Source organism: Polaromonas sp. JS666 (assembly GCF_000013865.1).
Taxonomy (GTDB): domain Bacteria; phylum Pseudomonadota; class Gammaproteobacteria; order Burkholderiales; family Burkholderiaceae_C; genus Polaromonas.
The window spans coordinates 2,973,329-2,992,811 of the sequence record NC_007948.1; the positions used below are offsets into that span (position 1 = coordinate 2,973,329).

12 protein-coding genes are annotated in these 19,483 nt (G+C 63.8%); 11 read left to right on the forward strand and 1 reads right to left on the reverse strand.

Annotated elements, in window-relative coordinates; translation table 11 throughout:
- Window positions 1-102: 102 nt before the first annotated feature.
- From BPRO_RS14065 to BPRO_RS14095, 6 genes are all read left to right on the forward strand, one after another.
- Window positions 103-3,261 (forward strand): efflux RND transporter permease subunit, encoded by a 3,159-nt coding sequence (locus tag BPRO_RS14065; protein WP_011483740.1) that lies wholly within the window; start codon window positions 103-105, stop codon window positions 3,259-3,261.
- Between the two features lie 763 nt (window positions 3,262-4,024).
- Window positions 4,025-7,348: an efflux RND transporter permease subunit gene (locus BPRO_RS14075; protein WP_011483741.1), complete on the forward strand. Its 3,324-nt coding sequence runs from the start codon at window positions 4,025-4,027 to the stop codon at window positions 7,346-7,348.
- A 100-nt stretch (window positions 7,349-7,448) separates the two neighbouring features.
- The gene (locus BPRO_RS14080; protein WP_011483742.1) at window positions 7,449-8,885 is read left to right on the forward strand and encodes an efflux transporter outer membrane subunit; all 1,437 of its coding nucleotides are present in this window, start codon (window positions 7,449-7,451) and stop codon (window positions 8,883-8,885) included.
- Between the two features lie 235 nt (window positions 8,886-9,120).
- Window positions 9,121-10,119 carry a PLP-dependent cysteine synthase family protein gene (locus BPRO_RS14085; protein WP_011483743.1) on the forward strand — a complete coding sequence of 333 codons (999 nt, stop codon included), beginning with the start codon at window positions 9,121-9,123 and terminating at the stop codon, window positions 10,117-10,119.
- Window positions 10,120-10,142: 23 nt separating this feature from the next.
- Window positions 10,143-11,288: a cystathionine gamma-synthase gene (locus BPRO_RS14090; RefSeq protein ID WP_011483744.1), complete on the forward strand. Its 1,146-nt coding sequence runs from the start codon at window positions 10,143-10,145 to the stop codon at window positions 11,286-11,288.
- Window positions 11,289-11,403: 115 nt separating this feature from the next.
- A complete protein-coding gene (locus tag BPRO_RS14095) occupies window positions 11,404-13,104 on the forward strand; it encodes a hypothetical protein (RefSeq protein ID WP_157045802.1) in 1,701 nt (566 codons plus the stop codon).
- 11 nt (window positions 13,105-13,115) lie between these two features.
- Here BPRO_RS14095 and BPRO_RS14100 read toward each other — a convergent pair whose 3' ends face one another.
- Complete coding sequence (locus tag BPRO_RS14100) at window positions 13,116-14,066, reverse strand: LysR family transcriptional regulator (RefSeq protein ID WP_041388832.1); 951 nt, start codon at window positions 14,064-14,066, stop codon at window positions 13,116-13,118.
- Window positions 14,067-14,248: 182 nt separating this feature from the next.
- Between BPRO_RS14100 and BPRO_RS14105 the strand changes: the two genes are divergently transcribed.
- The 5 genes from BPRO_RS14105 (at window position 14,249) to BPRO_RS14125 (ending at window position 19,481) form a co-directional block, all read left to right on the forward strand.
- Window positions 14,249-15,232, forward strand: coding sequence for a Bug family tripartite tricarboxylate transporter substrate binding protein (locus BPRO_RS14105; RefSeq protein WP_011483747.1), 984 nt, complete (start codon window positions 14,249-14,251; stop codon window positions 15,230-15,232).
- Between the two features lie 4 nt (window positions 15,233-15,236).
- Entirely contained in the window at window positions 15,237-16,286 is a 1,050-nt protein-coding gene (locus tag BPRO_RS14110; RefSeq protein ID WP_011483748.1) for a 4-hydroxythreonine-4-phosphate dehydrogenase PdxA, read from the forward strand.
- A gap of 62 nt (window positions 16,287-16,348) precedes the next feature.
- Window positions 16,349-17,521: an L-rhamnonate dehydratase gene (locus tag BPRO_RS14115; RefSeq protein ID WP_011483749.1), complete on the forward strand. Its 1,173-nt coding sequence runs from the start codon at window positions 16,349-16,351 to the stop codon at window positions 17,519-17,521.
- A gap of 5 nt (window positions 17,522-17,526) precedes the next feature.
- Window positions 17,527-18,444 (forward strand): dihydrodipicolinate synthase family protein, encoded by a 918-nt coding sequence (locus BPRO_RS14120; RefSeq protein ID WP_011483750.1) that lies wholly within the window; start codon window positions 17,527-17,529, stop codon window positions 18,442-18,444.
- Window positions 18,445-18,497: 53 nt separating this feature from the next.
- Window positions 18,498-19,481, forward strand: coding sequence for a TRAP transporter substrate-binding protein (locus BPRO_RS14125; RefSeq protein ID WP_011483751.1), 984 nt, complete (start codon window positions 18,498-18,500; stop codon window positions 19,479-19,481).
- Window positions 19,482-19,483: the final 2 nt, after the last annotated feature.

The following is a 19,483-nucleotide window of genomic DNA, read 5'->3' on the forward strand; positions in this document are numbered from 1 at the left end:
AGTTGCTGGCTGTGGTAGCGCTGCTGGCCCCCACTCACGCCCTGCCCCGGCAGCGGAGGGAGTAACTCCGGCAACTCCGGCAAGAGCGAGAGTCAGGACAGCATGAGCCCGTCAAGCCCCTTCATCCTCCGGCCGGTAGCCACCTCGCTGCTGATGGTGGCCATCGTGCTGGCGGGCCTGGTTGGCTTCAAGTTCCTGCCGCTGTCAGCCTTGCCGCAGGTCGATTACCCGACGATCCAGGTACAAACGCTCTACCCCGGCGCCAGCCCCGAAGTCATGGCGCAAACCGTGACGGCGCCGCTGGAGCGCCAGTTCGGCCAGATGGCCGGGCTGCAGCGCATGAGCTCGACCAGCGCCGCCGGCGTGTCCATCGTCACGCTGCAGTTTGGCCTGGGCCTCACGCTCGATGTGGCCGAGCAGGAGGTGCAGGCCGCCATCAACGCCGGGGGCTCGCTGCTGCCAGCCGACCTGCCCGCCCCACCGGTGTATGCCAAGGTCAACCCGGCGGATGCGCCGGTGCTCACGCTGGCCATCACCTCCGACACCATGCCGCTCACGGAGGTGCAGAACATTGTCAATACACGCCTGGCCCTGAAAATCAGCCAGGTCAGCGGCGTCGGCCTGGTGACGCTCAGCGGCGGGCAGCGCCCCGCCGTGCGCATCCAGGCGGACACCCGGGCGCTGGCCTCTTACGGGCTGGCGCTTGACTCGCTGCGCACCGACATCAGCGCCGCCAATGCCAACGGCGCCAAGGGCAGCATCGACGGTCCGACCCGCGCCTATTCCATCAACTCCAACGACCAGCTGCTGGCGGCGGCCGACTACAAGAACCTGATCGTTGCCTGGCGCAACGGCGCGGCCGTTCGCCTTTCTGAAGTGGCCCAGGTGGTTGACAGCGCCGAGAACATCAAGCTTGGCGCCTGGAGCGGTGGAGATTGCCCCCCCCTGACCGCTTCGCGTCCTCCCCCCGAAGGGGACAACTGCCTGGGGGCGGCCCGTCGGCAGTTAACACCAGCCATCATCCTGAACGTGCAGCGCCAGCCCGGCGCCAATGTCATCGCCACGGTTGATGCCATCAAGGCGCGCCTGCCCGAGTTGCAGGCCGGCTTGCCGGCGTCGATGAAGGTCGATGTGCTGAGTGACCGCACCACCGGCATACGCGCCTCGGTGCTGCATGTGGAGATTGAACTGCTGCTGGCCGTGCTGCTGGTGGTGCTGGTGATCTTTGTCTTTTTGCACAGCGTGCGCGCCACCGTGATTGCCAGCCTGGCCGTGCCGATCTCGCTGATCGGCACCTGCGGCGCCATGTACCTGCTGGGTTACAGCCTGAACAACCTCAGCCTGATGGCGCTGACGATTGCCACCGGTTTTGTGGTGGACGACGCCATCGTGATGATTGAAAACATCTCACGCTACATCGAGCAAGGTGAAGAGCCCCTGGCCGCCGCGTTCAAGGGCGCCAGGCAGATCGGTTTCACCATCATTTCGCTCACCGTCTCGCTGATTGCCGTGCTGATTCCGCTGCTCTTCATGGGCGACGTGGTGGGGCGGCTGTTCCGCGAGTTCGCGGTCACGCTGGCCATCACGATCCTGATCTCGGCGGTGGTCTCCCTCACGCTGGTTCCCATGATGTCGGCACGCTGGCTCAGGCACCTGCCTGCGGGCGAAGGCAGCAAGACAGGCGCGCGGCTGCAGGCCCTGACGGACCGCGTGATTGCGCGTTATGACCGCTGGCTGAGCTGGGTACTCCAGCGCCAGGGCGCCACCTTGCTCGTGGCGCTGGCCACGCTGCTGCTGACGGTGCTGCTCTATATCGTGATTCCCAAAGGCCTCTTTCCCACGCAGGACACCGGCCAGCTGCAGGCACGCATCGAAACCGCGCAGTCCGTCTCGTATGCCCGCATGGCCGATTTGCAGCAAGCGACGGCCAGGGCCATTCTGGAAGATCCCGATGTCGACACGCTGAGTTCCTTCATCGGCGTGGATGCCGCCAACAACACCATGCTGCACACCGGCCGCATGCTGATCAACCTCAAGCGCGAACGCAGCGGCAGCCAGCAGGCCACCATGGATCGCCTGAAGGAGCGCGTAGGCAAGATCGCGGGCGTGACGCTCTACCTGCAACCCACGCAGGACCTGACCATTGATGCCGAAACCGGCCCGACCCAGTTCCGCGTGTCCATCGAAGGTGCCGACGACGCCACGGTCGTGCAATGGGCCACCAAACTCGCGCAGCGCATGCAGACGCTTGGCAGCGTGCGCAATGTGGCGTCCGATGCCGGCTCCAGCGGTGCAGCGGCCTACATCACGGTAGACCGCGACACGGCGTCACGGCTGTCCATCACGACATCCTCCATCGACGACGCGCTGTACAGCGCCTTTGGCCAGCGCATAGTCTCCACGATTTTTACCGAGACCAACCAGTACCGCGTGATCCTCGAAGCCATGCCCGATCAGCTGACGACACCGGCCGCGCTCGGCAACCTGCAACTGAAAACAGGCTCAGGCATCACCACCCCGCTCTCGGCGATTGCCACCATTGCAGAGCGGCCCGCCCCCCTGCAAATTACCCACGTGGCCCAGTACCCCGCCACCACGCTGGGCTTTGACACGGCCCCGGGTGTTTCGCTGGGCAAGGCCGTGAGCGAGATCAAACAGGCAGCCAAAGACATCGCCATGCCGGCCAGCGTGAGCATGACCTTCCTGGGCGCGGCCGGCGCCTACCAATCGTCCCTGGCCAACCAACTCTGGCTGATCCTGGCGGCGATCGTCTGCGTCTACATCGTGCTGGGCGTGCTCTATGAAAGCTACATCCACCCGCTGACCATTCTGTCCACCCTGCCCTCCGCCGGCGTCGGCGCATTGCTGGCGCTGATGATCAGCGGCTCCGACCTGGGGGTGATTGGCATCATCGGCATCATTTTGCTAATCGGCATTGTGAAAAAGAACGCCATCATGATGATCGACTTTGCGATTGACGCCGAGCGCAACGAAGGCAAGTCAGCGCAGGAGGCGATCCACCAGGCGGCCCTGCTGCGCTTTCGCCCCATCCTCATGACGACGCTGGCGGCGCTCTTTGCGGCCCTGCCGCTGATGCTGGGCTGGGGCGAAGGCGCCGAGCTGCGGCGGCCGCTGGGCCTCGCGATCTTCGGCGGCCTGATCGTGAGCCAGATGCTGACGCTGTTCACCACGCCGGTGATTTACCTGGCGTTTGATCGGATGGGGCGCAGGTTTGGACGCAAGAAGGAGATTCTTGCGTGAAGGCCTCTTTCTGCCTTCAAGCCGGGCGGTCTTTGCTGAGGACTGCTGGCCGGGGGTTGCCCGGCCAGCGATGGCTCATGGGTGCTTATACCGGGGTTCTTGTGAATGCTGCTGGCCGGGACTCGCCCCGGCGGGCGACTTACTTTTCTTTGCTTCGCCAAAGAAACCTAAGGAAAAGAAAGGCGACCCGCAGTCTGGGTCCCTGCGCTGCGCTTCGGGCAACCTGTGCTGCTCGACTCCGGCGGGGGTCCGCAGAACTCGCCTGCGGCTCAAACAGCTGCGGCCCTGATCCCGCCTCCATCTGCGCTGCTCGGCCCAGCCAGGACGGGTGGGGCGCGGATACCAATACCGAATACCTGAAGAAACAAGGACACGCCATGGCGTGTCCTTGTTTGTCCTTGTCTTTTTTGTCTTGGGGTTCGGTATTTGCTATTCGGACTGCCCCGTTCTGGCTGGGCCGAGGAGCGCAGAGGCAAGCGGATGAGGGCTCGCGATTGTCTGAGCCGAAGGCGAGTTCGAGCGAGACCCCGCTTGCCTCGAGCACCGCAGGTTGCCCGCAGCGCAGCGCAGGGACCCAGACTGCGGGTCGCCTTTTCTTTGGTGACTTTCTTTTGGCGAAGCAAAAGAAAGTTACTGGCCGCCGGGCCACTCCCGGCCAGCAAGCCTCAGCAATGAGCGCACTCGCCAAGACAAGAGCAGGCTTCGCCCCCTTCGTCTTCGCTCAGGACAGGCACCTCAACCCGAACGGTGAAGGCAGGTCCGCATGAACCTCTCCGAACCCTTCGTCCGCCGCCCGGTCGCCACCGTCCTCCTGACCATAGGCATCGCCCTGGCCGGCATAGGCGCATTCTTTGTACTGCCCGTCTCGCCCCTGCCGCAGGTCGATTTCCCGGTCATCTCGGTCAGCGCCTCGCTGCCCGGCGCCAGCCCCGACACCATGGCCAGCAGCGTCGCCACGCCGCTGGAGCGGCGCCTCGGCGTGATTGCCGGCGTGAACGAAATGACCTCCAACAGCGGCACGGGCTCCACCCGTGTCAGCCTGCAGTTTGACCTCAACCGCAGCATCGATGCCGCCGCGCGCGAAGTGCAGGCCGCCATCAATGCCTCGCGCGCGGACTTGCCGGCCACGCTGCGCAGCAACCCGACCTACCGCAAGGCCAACCCGGCTTCGGCGCCCGTCATCATCCTGGCGCTCACCTCCAAAACCCGTTCACCGGGGCAGATCTACGACGAAGTGTCGAATGTGGTGCAGCAAAAAATCGCCCAGGTGCCGGGGGTGGGCGATGTCGAGCTGGGCGGTGGTTCGCTGCCTGCCGTGCGCGTCGAGTTGAACCCGTTCGCCCTCAACCGCTATGGCGTCAGCATGGAAGATGTGCGGGCGGCCCTGCAGGCATCCAACGCCAACCGGCCCAAGGGAGCGATTGAAGGCAATGGCCAGCGACTGCAGATTTACTCGGGCGCCAACACCGCCACGGGCGGGCTCAAGGCGGCCGACTACCGCGGCCTGGTGGTGGCCTGGCGCAATGGCGCGGCCCTGCGGCTGGGCGATGTGGCCGAGGTGGTGGATGGCGTGGAAAACACCAACACCCTGGGCCTGTTCAATGGCAGCCCGGCCGTCATTGTGCTGATCACGCGTCAGCCCGGCGCCAACGTGATCGAGACCGTGGATGGCGTGCGCGCCCTGCTGCCCGAGTTGCAGGCCCAGTTGCCGCAGGATGTGCAGTTGCAGGTGGCCTCGGACAGTACCAACTCGATACGCGCCTCGCTCCGCGAGATTGAGCTCACCCTGCTGATCTCGATTGCACTGGTGGTGCTGGTGGTCAGCGCATTTTTGCGCAGTGCGCGCGCCACAGTCATTCCGGCGGTGGCCACCATCGTCTCCCTGCTCGGCACCTTTGGCGTGATGTATCTGCTCGGGTTCAGCCTCAACAACCTGAGCCTGATGGCGCTCACCGTGGCCACCGGCTTTGTGGTGGACGACGCCATCGTCGTGCTGGAGAACACCAGCCGCCACATCGAGGCCGGCATGGACCGCTTCAAGGCCGCGCTGCTGGGTGCGCGCGAAGTCGGCTTCACGGTGCTGTCCATCAGCCTGTCGCTGGTGGCGGTGTTCATTCCGCTGCTGTTCATGGGCGGGCAAACCGGACGGCTGTTTCGCGAATTTGCCGTGACGCTGTCGGCGGCGGTGATGATTTCCCTGCTGATTTCGCTGACCACCACACCGATGATGTGTGCCTGGATGCTCAAGCCCACAACCGTGGCCGGGCAGGCACGCAAGCGGCCCGGGCGCCTGGCCTTCATCCCGCGCTGGCTTGAAAGCGCTTATCAGCGTGTGCACCGCAGCTACGAGGTGAGCCTGGACTGGGCGCTGGCCAGCAAGCTGCTGGTCATGCTGATTTTGCTGGCGGTGGTTGCGCTCAATGTCTACCTCTACATCAAGGCGCCCAAGGGCTTTTTCCCGCAACAGGACACCGGGCAGATCAACGCCGGCCTGCGCGCCGACAGGAGCATTTCCTTTCAGGCCTTGCAGGCCAAGCTGCGGCAGCTGGTCGACATCATCCGGCGCGACCCGGCGGTGGACACCGTGGTCGGCTTCACCGGCGGCTCGCGAGCGGGTGGTGGCTTCATGTTCATCAACCTCAAACCTGTGGCCCAGCGCACCGAATCCGGCCAAGCCGTCATTGCCCGGCTGCGCCCGCAGCTGGCGCAAGTCACTGGCGTCAGCCTTTTCCTCAACACCGTGCAGGACCTGCGGGGTGGTGGCCGCCAGAGCAGTTCGACCTACCAGTACACCCTCAAAAGTGACAACGCGGCCGACCTGCGCGACTGGGCGACGCGGCTGGCCGACCAGATGAAGCGCCAGGACGCGCTGACCGACGTGGACACCGACCAGCAGGAAAACGGCGTGGAGACCATGGTCACGGTGGACAAGGACAGCGCGGCACGTCTGGGCATCAGCTCGCGCGACGTCGACAACGCCTTGTACAACGCCTTCGGCCAGCGCCAGGTGGCCACCATCTATGCCGACCTGAACCAGTACCGGGTGGTCATGGAGGTGGCGCCACGCTTTATCCGCAGCCCCGAGGCGCTCAAGGACATCTACGTTCCGGCGAAGGCCAGCAGCCTCACCACTTCCGGCACAAATTCAAGCACCACCTCGGGCACCAGCTCCACCACGACTACCGCATCCGGCTCATCCGGTACTTCCAGCGCATCCACAACCGTCATCAACCCGGCCTTGCGCGACCCGTCCAGCGGCCAGGCCCTGAGCTCGTCGGCCACCACCATGGTGCCGCTGTCGGCCATTGCGCGCTTCAGCGAAAACGCCAAGGCCGCATCCGTCAGCCACGAGGACGGCGAACTCTCCACCACGATTTCCTACAACCTGGCGGAGGGCAGCACACTCAGCGATGCCCAGGCTGCCGTGAAACAGGCCGAAGCCGAGATTCGCCTGCCCAACAATGTGCGCGGCAGTTTTGCCGGATCGGCGCGTGATGCCCAGGAATCGCAAAGCAAGCAGCCGCTGCTGATACTGGCCGCGCTGGTGGTGATCTACATCGTGCTTGGCATTTTGTACGAGAGCCTGATCCATCCGATCACCGTGCTGTCTACCCTGCCCTCGGCTGGCGTGGGCGCGGTGCTGGCGCTGCTGCTGTTCAAGATGGACTTTTCCATCATCGCGCTGATCGGCATTTTCCTGCTGATCGGTATCGTGAAGAAAAATGCCATCCTGATCATCGACTTTGCGCTGGAAGCCGAGCGGGCACGCGGCCTCACCGCCACGCAGGCGGTGCGCGAAGCCTGCCTGCTGCGCTTTCGCCCCATCCTGATGACCACGCTGGCCGCCATCCTCGGTGCGCTGCCGCTGGCCATAGGCTTTGGCGAGGGCGCCGAGTTGCGCCGCCCGCTGGGCGTCTCCATCATTGGCGGGCTGATTGCCAGCCAGCTGCTCACCTTGTTGACCACGCCGGTGGTTTATGTACTGCTCGACAAGCTGCGCCACCGCAGCCCGTCCGAGAAGCAGCTGAGCCGCCATCCGGATGACTCCAGCGAACCGCCTTCCGGCGCCCCGCTGCAACTGCAATGAATGATGACCGCCATAAACAATACTTGGCTTTGCCTCTTGCTCCTTCCCCCGCTGGTGGAAGGAGCAAGCGTGACGGTATGACACCCAAAGGTGGAAAAGTATGTACAAGGAATTGAAATTTCGCCGCTACCACTACGTGATGGCCGCGGCACTGGCCCTGCTGGCCACAGGCTGCGCGGTCGGCCCGGATTACAAGCGCCCGGCCACCGCCGATGTCAGCGCCTTCAAGGAAGCCGAAGGCTGGGTGCCCGCCGCGCCGGCCGATGCGCTGGAGCGCGGCCCGTGGTGGACGCTGTTTGGCGACCCGGTGCTGGACCAGCTGCAGTCGCGGGTCGAGGTGTCCAACCAGAACGTGGCGCTGGCGGTGGCCGCCTATGCGCAGGCGCGTGCCCTGGTACGCGAGCAGCGGGCATCGCTCTTTCCTTCGGTCACGCTCGATGGTGGAGCCAGCCGTTCGAAGAGCAGCGGCAGTGGCAGCAGCAGTTCTGGCGCTGGCGCTGGCGGGCGCATTGGCAACAACTACCAGCTCAGCATAGGCGGCAGCTGGGAGCCCGACGTCTGGGGCCGGCTGGGCCGGGCCGTCGACGGCGCCAGTGCCGGCGCCCAGGCGAGTGCGGCAGACCTGGCCTCGGCCAAGCTGTCGGCCCAGGGCGAACTCGCCGTCAATTACCTTTCGCTGCGCCAGACCGATGCGCAAAAGGCCTTGCTGGAAAGCACGATTGCCGGCTACGAGCGTGCACTGGAGATCACGCAAAACCGCTACGCGGCCAGCATTGCCGCCAAGACCGATGTGCTGCAGGCGCAAACCCAACTGGCCAACGCCAGGGCTGAAGCCGCAGGGCTGGTGCGCCAGCGCGCCCAGCTCGAGCATGCCATCGCGGTGCTGGTGGGCGAGGCGCCCGGTAATTTCACGCTCGCACCCGCCGCCTGGACACCCGTGGTGCCAGAGATTCCGGTCGGCGTGCCTTCCACGCTGCTGCAGCGCCGGCCCGATATCGCGGCAGCCGAGCGCCGCGTGGCCCAGGCCAACGAGCAGATCGGCATCGCCAAAAGCGCCTACTTCCCCAGCCTGTCCTTGAGCGCATCGGCCGGCTCTGGCGCCAGCCGCCTCGCGGACCTGTTCAAGGCCTCCAGCAGTGTCTGGTCGCTGGGCATTTCGGCCGCGCAGGTGCTGTTCAATGCTGGCGCGACGGGGGCCCGCGTCGAAGGTGCGCAGGCCTCGCACGAGCAGGCAGTGGCGCGCTACCGGCAGGCCGTGCTGACAGCATTCCAGGATGTCGAGGACCAGCTTTCCGCCACCCGCGTGCTGCTGGTCCAGCAGGACTTGCGGCGCCAGGCCTCTGACGCCGCCGACCAGGTCGAGCAACAGGTGTTCAACCGCTACCGCGGCGGTCAGGTCGGCTACACCGAGGTCATCACCGCGCAGGCCACCGCGCTGAGCGCGCGCCGCGCGCTGGTGCAGGCCATGGCCGACCGCCAAACCACCGCCGTGGCCTTGATCCAGTCGCTGGGCGGCGGTTGGCAGGATGGACGGTAAAGCGGCCACGCGGCGGCAGTCACTATAATTTTGATAGCAAATTACACCCAAATCCATTGGGCTGGGCACTGACTTCCCATCAAAACCCGGCCAAACGTGTAACGAGGCGCGGCAGAAGGCAGAACCGATGACCGGGCGGCTTCACGAACCGGCGTGAAGCGACTACAGTGGATGAACAGCCCGTGCCGCTCCCACTGCCGGGCTCACATGTCGCAACACGCCAATGGGGGCTGCCATGAGATATGAAAGCATCCTGGACGCGATCGGCCACACGCCGCTGGTGCGCCTGAACCAGCTGACTCGGCACCTGTCCTGCGCGGTCTACGCCAAGCTGGAGTTCCTGAGCCCGGGTGGTTCGGTCAAGGACCGCATCGGCATGTACATGATCCAGCAGGCCGAGCGGCGCGGCGAGATCGGCCCCGGCGCGACCATCGTGGAATGCACCTCGGGCAACACCGGCATGGGCCTGGCGCTGTTCGCCGCCGGGCGCGGCTACAAGACGGTGTTCACCATCGCCGACAAGCAATCGAAGGAAAAAGTCGACATGCTGCGGGCCATGGGCGCCGAGGTCATCGTCTGCCCCACCGACGTGCCGCCCGACGATCCGCGCGGCTACATCCAGGCGGCGCAGCGGCTGGCGCGTGACATCCCCGGCGCCTTCCTCTGCAACCAGTACGACAACCCGGACAACACGCTGGCGCACTACGCGAGCACCGGCCCCGAAATCTGGAACGACACCGGGGGCATGGTCACCCATTTCGTCTGCGGCATGGGCACTTGCGGCACCATCAGCGGCGCCGGCCGCTACCTCAAGGAACAAAACGCCATGGTCCGGGTGATTGGCGTCGATCCGCAGGGCTCGATCTTCCATGAGCTGTTCCACCGCGGGGTGACGGTGCAGCCCCACGTCTACCGGCTCGAAGGCATAGGCGAAGACTTCATCCCCAAGGCGCTGGACTGGCACGTCATCGACGACGTGATCCAGGTCAGCGACCAGGGCAGCTTCCTGATGGCGCGCCGGCTCGCCCGCGACGAGGGCATCTTCGCCGGCGGCTCCTCGGGCGCCGCGATGCTGGCCGCGCTGCAGGTGGCTGAAAAGCTGGGCCCGAACGACCTCATGGTGGTGCTGCTGCCCGACGGCGGCCGCCAGTACCTGGGCAAGCTCTACAACGACGACTGGATGCGGGAGCATGGCTACCTCGACGCCAAGCCCGATTCAGCACCGCGATCCTGATTTCAGATTCAGTGAGGCACGCCATGCGCTTTTCCACCCAAGCCATTCACGCCGGCCAGCCGGCGGACCCGACCACCGGCGCGATCATGACGCCGGTGTACCTGAGTTCAACTTTCGTGCAGCAAGCGCCCGGCCAGCACAAGGGCTACGACTACGGGCGCACCGCCAATCCCACACGCAGCGCGCTGGAGGCGAACATCGCGGCGCTGGAGGACGGGACTTACGGCCTGGCCTTCGCCAGCGGCCTGGCGGCGGAGTCCACCGTGCTGCAATCGCTCAGCAGCGGCGACCATGTGGTCTGCGGGCAGGACCTGTATGGCGGGACCTACCGGCTGATGACCAAGGTCTTTGCGCGCTTCGGCATCGAGGCCAGCTTCGTCGACGCGACTTCGCCGGGCGCGATCCGCGCCGCGCTGCGCCCGCAAACCCGGCTGGTCTGGCTGGAGACCCCGAGCAATCCGCTGCTGACCGTGTGCGACATCGCCGCCATCGCCCAGCTCGCGCACGAACACCAGGCCAGGCTCGCGGTCGACAACACCTTCGCCTCGCCCTACCTGCAGCAGCCGCTGCGCCTGGGCGCGGACATCGTCATCCACAGCACCACCAAGTACCTGGGCGGCCACTCGGATGTGATAGGCGGCGCCCTTGTGATGAATGACGAAGCGCTGTACCAGGAGCTCAAGTTCCTGCAAAACGCGGTGGGCGCGGTGCCGGGTCCGCTGGACTGCTTCCTCGTGCTGCGCGGCATCAAAACCCTGGCCGTGCGCATGCGCCAGCATTGCGACAACGCGCTGCAGCTGGCGCGCCACCTGGCCGCCCACCCCGAGGTCAAACAGCTCGCCTACCCCGGCCTGGAGTCCAGCCCCCATCACGCGCTCGCCAGCCGGCAGATGCGCGCCTACGGCGGCATGATCTCGCTGGAACTGCAAGGCGGCGTGGAGCGTAACATTCGGTTCACGACCCAGACGAAGCTGTTCGCGCTGGCCGAGAGCCTGGGCGGCGTCGAGTCCCTGATCGGCCTGCCCACGGTGATGACGCACGCCGCTATCCCGCCCGCGCAACGCCAGCAGGCCGGATTGCCCGACGCGCTGGTGCGCCTGTCGGTCGGTCTCGAAGACATCGAGGACCTGATCGAAGACGTGGACCGGGCGATCGAAACATCGCGCTAAGGGCGGTGTTGCGGCATGATCCAGTCGCCGGGCGGCGGCTGGCCGGGTTTCGATGCGACGTTTCATAGGGGGCATAACGGATGCTCCGGCAGACCTGCGCACTTACACTGATGCGATGCTGATTTCACCCACAACCAGCCCCACTTTCGGGGACACAACCGCCGAATCCAGCACACCAGCCGTGAAGCAGTTTCGCCAATCCCTGCTTTGGCCGTTGCGTCTTATAGCGGCGGCAGACGCTGAGCGCCTACACCACGGCCCCTGGGAGGTTCTTCGGGAGCTGGGTGATGCCACACCCTGGCGCGAAGAGTTTGACGAGTACACCGGCGACCGGGAAGATTTTCATGAGCGCCACTACAGCGAGTTTGTGAGCTTTTTGCCCTATGTGCAGCGCTTTCTGTATGGCGAAGGACGCTCGCAAAACCAGGGCAGCAAAGCGCCCGGCAGCGATGGCGATTCACCCATGCGGGTCTTCCGGCGCCGCGACATCGCCGCGGTACGCGTGGTGGCGCAGCCCGGTGATGCGCCAGTCACGCTCGCCGTGGAGCATTGCAACCTCCATTTTTTCTTTGATATCGACGTGGTGCTGCTCAACCTTGAGATTTGCGCCAACGACCTGAGCCTGGCGCAGGCCCAGGATCTGCTTTACCGCTTTGGCCGCGCCTACCCCGCTGGCTGGGATGCCGAAGGTGCCGCGCAGCACTGCATGGCCAGCGTGGAGTGGCTGGCCGCCGACGGCACCGTGCTTGCCAGCTCCGACGCGCAGCAACGCGAAACATTTCTGTCGCATGTCGCCCAGCACCGGGCGCCGCGCATTGCCGCCCACTGGGCCTATCTGATGCAGCCCTTGGTGAGCGACCATTCGGAGGAGCCCGGCGCCCTGCGCTACCGCCAGATTGAGTACTACCGGATGCCGCTGATGGCCTACCTGTCGCTCGACGACCCGCGCCGTCTCACGCGTACCGACTTCGTCCGGCTCGGGCTGGTCACTGGCGCGGGCGCGACCGACGGAAATCTGCCTTACGCCGCACAACACCTGGCTGATTTTGAGCAGCGCTACTGCTACGACCGCTTCTGGGGCGATACCGGCGCGGCGCCCAACACACGCTACCTGTGCAACGGCCACGCCCTGATTGTGGTGGGCGACGCACGCTCAGCCTTTTTTTGCTGCGGCGACCGCGGCGTGCTGGCGCAGTTTCGGCACCAGCACTTCCTGCTGTTCCTGATTGCGCACTTTCAAAAAGCCGCCTTGCTGATGTTTTCAGACCAGTTGGTCGAGGCGCTCAAGCAGCTGGACATCCACCACACGCCCAGCGTCAAGGACTTCAAGCGCGCCATTCGCGCCAGTTTTGAGCGCTTTCTGCGCTTCACCCACCGCTACTGGTTTCACGAGATTTCAGAGCAAGCCCAGGTACGCGCACTGTCACACCTGTGCACCACCCACCTGGGGCTCGACCCGCTCTACAACGAGGTCAAGGAGCGCATTGCCGACATGAACACCTACCTGGACGCCGACAGCCTGCGTCGCCAGGCCAGCACGGTGGTGCGGCTGACCGTGGTCACGTTGTTCGGTTTGATAGGCACCGTCACGACCGGCTTTCTGGGTATGAACCTGCTGGCCGAAGCGGACGCGCCGCTGTGGCGCAAGGCAATCTGGTTTTGCGTGGTGTTTGTCGCCACCACCACGCTTACGCTGTACACCATGGTCAAGTCAAAACAGCTGTCCGACTTTATCGACGCACTGTCGAACGACCGCCTCAGCGTGCGCGGCAAGCTCGCTACGCTGGCGCGGGTGTGGCGGTCGGGGGCGGATTGAATTTCAGGTAGCTACACCCCATCGGCAAGGCCAGACGGCGCCCGCTGGTGCAGCGCCCCGAGGAAAAACCGCGCCGCCTCGCTGAGCGGCCTGTCCTTGCGGGTGATGGAGCCGAACGACTCCATCTTGTGCCGGATCTCGCAAGGCAGGACCTTGAGCAGGCCGTGTTGGGCATAGGTGTCGGCAATCGACCGCGGCATGACGGCAATCATGTCCGTCTTGTCGATCAGGTCGGTGGTGGTCAGGATGGAAGCGGTTTCAATCAGGCTTCGGGGCGCCGGCATCTGCAGCATGCGAAACTCCTGGTCCAGCACCTCACGCATCGGGCTGCCGGTAGGCTGCAATATCCAGGGGTAGTCCAGCAGGCTGGCAAACTTCACCGATTTTTTGTGGCCCAGCGGGTGGTGCGCCCCCACCACCACCGACAGCGCTTCGTTATCCAGCGACGCAAAGCTGTAGTCCTGCCAGTGTTCATCACGCATACGGCCAATCGCCACGTCCAGCGCGCCTTCGCGCAGCAACTCCAGCAGTCGGTCGCTGGTGTCCATGGTGATGCCGACCGACAACAGTGGGTAGGCCTTCTTGAGCGCAATGATGGCGTTCGTCAGCAAGGTGGGTGACGGCGCCATGATGGTACCGATTGAGAGCCGCCCCGAAGAGCCCAGCTGCAACTCGGCCAGCTCGCGCGTCATCGATTCCATCGAGCCCCGCATGCCGCGAAAGTAGCCCAGCACGCTGGTGCCCGCTGCGGTGAGCTTCTGCCCGCGCCCGACCCGTTCAAACAGGCGCTGACCCAGGGCCGACTCCAGCTCCTGGATCATTTTGGTGGCCGCCGGCTGCGTCATGCCCAGCTCGGCCGAAGCCTTGCGCAGGGTGCCGTGCTCGCCCACCGCCAGGATGAGGGCCACCTGGCGCATGCGCAGGCGGTTGAGAAGCTGGGGAATGGGTGCAGGATGGGACATGGAAGCAGCGCAGAAAAAAGATGATGACCTTGATGACCTTGATGACCTTGAGGGGGCCTCGATGAGCATCTTTTGAATGATAACCACAGATTATCAAATAATCATCAATTTTCAATTTACGTTAACTGTCAGGGTCTCTACCATCAGCGCATTCGTTCACAACAATGATCTGGAGACACCTGATGATGAAACCCTCGCAACTATCGAGAATATTTCCCGCCGTTGTGCTGGCCGCCTGCGCGCTGGCCAGCGCAACCCAGGTGCTTGCCCAGGATTGGCCGACCAAGTCCGTCCGCATCCTGGTCGGTTCGGCCCCCGGTGGCGGCACCGACGCCATGGCCCGTGCCGTGGCGGACCGGCTGGGCCCGCTGCTCAAGCAACCGGTGGTGGTGGAAAACCGCCCCGGCGTGTCCAACACGCTGGCCGCCGACGTCACCGCCAAGGCCACCGACGGCCACACCATGGTGATGGGTGTTTCCACCGCTCACGCCATCGCACCGCACCTGCTCAAGCTCGGCTACGACAACAACAAAGACCTGGTGCCGGTGGTGTTTGTCGGTGCGGTGCCCAATGTGCTGGTGGTCAACAACGCCCTGCCCGCGGATTCGGTCCAGTCGCTCGTCAAGCTCGCCAAGAGCCAGCCCGGCAAACTGAACTACGCCACCAGCGGCGCCGGCAGTACCCAGCACATCGCGGCCGAGCTGTTCAAGGACCAGGCTGGCGTCTTCATCACGCACATTCCATACCGCGGCAGCGGCCCGGCGCTGGTCGACCTGGTCGGTGGTCAGGTGCAGCTGAGTTTTGACACCATGCCCTCAGTCATCGGGCAAATCAAGAACGGCCGCATCCGTGCCCTGGCCGTGGCGGCTTCCCGCCGCAACCCGCAGCTTCCCGATGTGCCCACCATGGCCGAAGCCGGTCTCAAGGGTGTGGAAATGAGCGCCTGGTACGGCATCTACATGCCGGCGTCCACGCCGAAAGCCGTGCAGGATCGCGTCCATGCCGAAGTCACAAAAATTCTGGCCATGCCCGAAACGCAGACCCGCCTGGGCGCCATCGGGGCGGACCTGACACCGATGACGCAGGCGCAATTCGCCCAGTTTCACACTGCTGAAAACAAACGCTACGGCGACCTGATCGCCAAAAAGAACATCAGACTGGATTGAACCCATGAGCCAACAAACCACACCGGCAACTACACCGGCAGCCACACCGGTCATTGCCCTGACGTTGGGCGATGCTGCAGGCATCGGCCCCGAGCTGATTGCGCGGCTGCTGAGCCAGCCCGGCATCACCGCCAACGCCAATATCGTGCTGGTCGGCGACCCCTGGCTCTGGCAGGACGGCCAGGCCATTGCCAAACTCACCGTGCCCACGCAGGCCGTTGCCAGCCTGGCCGAGGTGCGAAAACGCCCCGCCCAGCGCCTACCAGCCTTCCTTGCCGTCGACACCATTCGCCCGGAGCAGGTGCAGCGCAGCCAGGCGCAGGCCGCTTGCGGCAGCGCGGTGCTGCGGGTGCTCAACCTGTGCATGGACGGCGCCAAGCGCGGCGAGGTCGACGCCATTTGCTTTGCCCCGCTGAACAAGCAGGCGATGAAGCTGGGCGGCCTGAAGCACGAGGACGAACTGCACCACTTTGCCGAATATCTGGGCGTGACCGGCTACTTCTGCGAGTTCAACACCCTCGGCGACTTGTGGACCTCGCGCGTGTCCTCGCACATCCCGCTGAAGGACGCGGCGTCCATGCTCAGCAAGGAGCGCATCGTGGATGCCGCCCGCCTGATTTACCGGTCGCTGCAGGCCAGCGGCACCGCCAGCCCCAAAGTGGCGATTGCGGCCTTCAACCCGCACGGCGGGGATGGTGGTATGTGCGGACGCGAAGAGATTGACATCATCGAGCCGGCCGTGCGCGAGTTGCGCGCCAGCGGCTTTCCGGTCGATGGCCCCTTCCCCGCCGACACCATCTTTCTCAAGGCGCGCGATGGTCAGTACCAGGCCATCGTCACCATGTACCACGACCAAGGGCAGATTGCCATCAAGCTCATGGGCTTCAGCAAGGGCGTGACGGTGCAAGGCGGCTTGCCGGTGCCCATCACCACGCCGGCACACGGCACGGCTTATGACATTGCGGGTCAGGGTGTGGCCGATGTGAATGCCACGCTCAACGCCTTTCAGATTGCCCAGCGCATGGGTACCGCCCGGCGGGAGCAGACTGCTTGAGTGTTCACAGTCTCGCTACAACAAGCGACACATTCATTTTTTTAATCCGTTAAAGAATCATCATGAAAATCAAATCAGTTCGCGCGCGTGTGTTTGAGTGGAAAGGCAAAACCGTTCCGCCGCAGGGTAATTTCTGCTCCAACGCCATGGACCTGCTCTACTCCAACAAGGAGACCATGAGCACCTTCCGCTTCCACTCCTGGACGGTGGTTGAAATCGAAACCGACGACGGCATCATCGGCCTGGGCAACGTGGCGCTGGCGCCCGCCATCGCCAAAGCCATCATTGACCAGTACCTCACGCCGCTGGTGCTGGGCCAGGACCCGTGGGATTACGAATACCTGTGGCAGCGCATGTACCGCGCCACGCACGCCTGGGGCCGCAAGGGCGTGACCATGGCCGCCATCTCGGCGATTGACCTGGCTATCTGGGACATCCTGGGCAAATCGGTGAACAAGCCGGTGTTCAAGCTGCTGGGCGGCCGCACCAAGGAAAAAATCCCCTGCTACTACTCCAAGCTCTACCGCACCGACATCAAGGCCATGCAGGACGAAGCGCAGAAATACCTGGACCAGGGTTTCACCATGTTCAAGTCGCGCTTCGGCTATGGCCCGGCGCACGGCACCAGGGGCGTGGCGGAAAACCTGAAGGCGGTGGAAGCGATTCGCGAAGTCATTGGCTACGACAACGACCTGATGCTCGAGTGCTACATGGGCTGGAACCTGGAGTACGCCAAGCGCATGCTGCCCAAGCTGGAGAAATTCCAGCCGCGCTGGGTGGAAGAACCGGTGATCGCCGACGACATTGACGGCTATGCCGAACTCAACCAGCTCACCAGCATCCCGATCTCTGGCGGCGAGCATGAGTTTTCGCTCTACGGCTTCAAGCAGCTGCTCGACAAAAAAGCGGTGTCGGTGGTGCAGTACGACACCAACCGCGTGGGCGGCATCACGGCGGCCCACAAGATCAATGCCTTGTGCGAGGCCTACAGCGTGCCGGTGATTCCGCATGCCGGGCAGATGCACAACTACCACCTGACCATGAGCACGCTGGCCTCGCCCATGAGCGAGTACTTCCCGATGTTCGACGTGGAAGTAGGCAACGAGCTCTTCTATTACATCTTCGACGGCGAACCGGTGGCAGAAAACGGCTTCCTGCAGCTTGACGACAACAAGCCCGGCCTGGGCCTGACGCTCAAGACCGAGTTCCTCGAAGACTTCAACATCATTGAGTGAGCACCATGGCAGCCAGGTTCAAGGGCGTATTTCCGGTGGTGCCCACCACCTTCAACGATGCGGGCGAGCTGGACCTCGAAAGCCAGAAGCGCTGCATCGACTTCATGATTGACGCGGGCTCGAACGGCCTGTGCATTCTGGCGAATTTTTCCGAGCAGTTTTTGCTGTCGGATGACGAGCGCGAAACGCTCACGCAAACCATCCTCAAGCACGTCGCGGGCCGGGTGCCGGTGATTGTGACCACCACGCACTTTGGCACGCGGGTATGCGCCGAGCGCAGCCGCCGCGCACAGGATGCCGGCGCCGCCATGGTGATGGTCATGCCGCCGTATCACGGCGCCACACTGAGAGCGAGCGAGGAGAAGATTTACGAGTTCTACGCCGCGCTATCCAACGCCATCGACATCCCGATCATGATCCAGGATGCCCCCATGAGCGGCACGACGCTGTCTGCAGCCTTTCTGGCACGCATGGCCAAGGAAATCAAGCAGGTCTCCTATTTCAAGATTGAAACTGCCGGCGCAGCATCCAAGCTGCGCGAGCTGATTCGCCTCGGCGGCGATGCCATTGAAGGCCCCTGGGATGGCGAAGAAGCCATCACGCTGCTGCCCGACATGGATGCCGGTGCGACAGGCGCCATGACTGGCGGGGGCTACCCCGACGGCATACGCCGCATTGTTGATGCCTATGCCGCAGGCCGCCGTGAAGAGGCGATCGCGCAATACACACGCTGGCTGCCGCTGATCAACTACGAAAACCGCCAGGGCGGCATCCTGACGGCCAAGGCGCTGATGAAGGCCGGTGGCGTCATCGCCTGCGAAGCCCCGCGCCATCCGTTTCCCGCCATGCACCCCGAGGTACGCAAAGGCCTGATCGAAACCGCCCGGCGGCTTGATCCCTTGGTCTTGCGCTGGGGTAAGTAATTTTCTCGTTAGCTCCTTAAAAAATTCCAGATATATATATAGAGAGACAAATCATGAAAACCCGTTCCTTTCTCAAACTCGCCCTGTCTGTGGCTGTGCTTGCATCCACCCTGAGCACCAACGCGCAAACCACCAAAATCCGCTTTGCCCATGCCGGGCCGGAAACTGCGTCGCAACACCTGGCAGCGCTGGAATTTGCCAAGCTGGTCAAAGACCGCAGCAAGGGGCAATTGGAGATTCAGGTCTACCCGGGCAGCCAGTTGGGTAATGACTCGACCGTTTTAGGCGCTGTGCGCGGCGGCACCATCGACATGATGATGGCAGGCAGCGGCAACTTCTCGGGCATGGCCTCGCATTTCGAGGTGCTCGACATTCCATTTTTATTTCGTAACCCGGCCCATGCCTATGCCACGGTGGACGGTGTGGTCGGTCAGGGCCTGATGAAAGAGCTGGAAGGCAATGGATTGAAGCAACTGGCATTTTGGGAAGTCGGCTTTCGCTCCATCACGACCAAAACCCGCCCGGTCAAGACACCGGCCGATGTCAAGGGTTTGAAGATTCGCACCATGCCTAACCCGATTCACCTGCAAGCCTGGAAACTGCTCGGCACCAACCCGGTTCCGATGCCTTTGGGCGAGTTGTACCAGGCGCTTGAATCGGGTGCGGTGGATGCACAGGAACACCCGGTCGATATCACCTACGCGGCCAAGTTTTACGAAGTGCAAAAGCATCTCACCCTGACCCGGCACGCCTTTACCGCGATGCCTGTTGTCTTCAGCAAAACCAAATTTGACGCGCTCAGCCCGGACCTGCAAAAGGTGCTGCTGTCATCGGCCGCCGATGCAAAGCTTTTCCAGCGCACCATGAACCAGAAAAACGAGGCAGGAATCATTGCCGATCTCCGCAAAAACGGCATGAACGTGATCGAGACCTTTGACCCGACCCCCTTCAAAGCCGTGGTGGGCGAAGAAGTACGAAAAACTTACACCGCCAAAAACGGGCCCGACCTGCTTGTCGCAGTCGAAGCCGTCAAGTAAGC

What these genes read in the sequence shown, in the direction of transcription:
- BPRO_RS14065 (WP_011483740.1), top strand. Translation starts at nt 103, where the DNA reads ATGAGCCCGTCAAGCCCCTTCATCCTCCGGCCGGTAGCCACCTCGCTG.
- BPRO_RS14075 (WP_011483741.1), top strand. Translation starts at nt 4,025, where the DNA reads ATGAACCTCTCCGAACCCTTCGTCCGCCGCCCGGTCGCCACCGTCCTC.
- BPRO_RS14080 (WP_011483742.1), top strand. Translation starts at nt 7,449, where the DNA reads ATGTACAAGGAATTGAAATTTCGCCGCTACCACTACGTGATGGCCGCG.
- BPRO_RS14085 (WP_011483743.1), top strand. Translation starts at nt 9,121, where the DNA reads ATGAGATATGAAAGCATCCTGGACGCGATCGGCCACACGCCGCTGGTG.
- BPRO_RS14090 (WP_011483744.1), top strand. Translation starts at nt 10,143, where the DNA reads ATGCGCTTTTCCACCCAAGCCATTCACGCCGGCCAGCCGGCGGACCCG.
- BPRO_RS14095 (WP_157045802.1), top strand. Translation starts at nt 11,404, where the DNA reads ATGCTGATTTCACCCACAACCAGCCCCACTTTCGGGGACACAACCGCC.
- BPRO_RS14100 (WP_041388832.1), bottom strand. Translation starts at nt 14,066, where the DNA reads ATGTCCCATCCTGCACCCATTCCCCAGCTTCTCAACCGCCTGCGCATG.
- BPRO_RS14105 (WP_011483747.1), top strand. Translation starts at nt 14,249, where the DNA reads ATGATGAAACCCTCGCAACTATCGAGAATATTTCCCGCCGTTGTGCTG.
- BPRO_RS14110 (WP_011483748.1), top strand. Translation starts at nt 15,237, where the DNA reads ATGAGCCAACAAACCACACCGGCAACTACACCGGCAGCCACACCGGTC.
- BPRO_RS14115 (WP_011483749.1), top strand. Translation starts at nt 16,349, where the DNA reads ATGAAAATCAAATCAGTTCGCGCGCGTGTGTTTGAGTGGAAAGGCAAA.
- BPRO_RS14120 (WP_011483750.1), top strand. Translation starts at nt 17,527, where the DNA reads ATGGCAGCCAGGTTCAAGGGCGTATTTCCGGTGGTGCCCACCACCTTC.
- BPRO_RS14125 (WP_011483751.1), top strand. Translation starts at nt 18,498, where the DNA reads ATGAAAACCCGTTCCTTTCTCAAACTCGCCCTGTCTGTGGCTGTGCTT.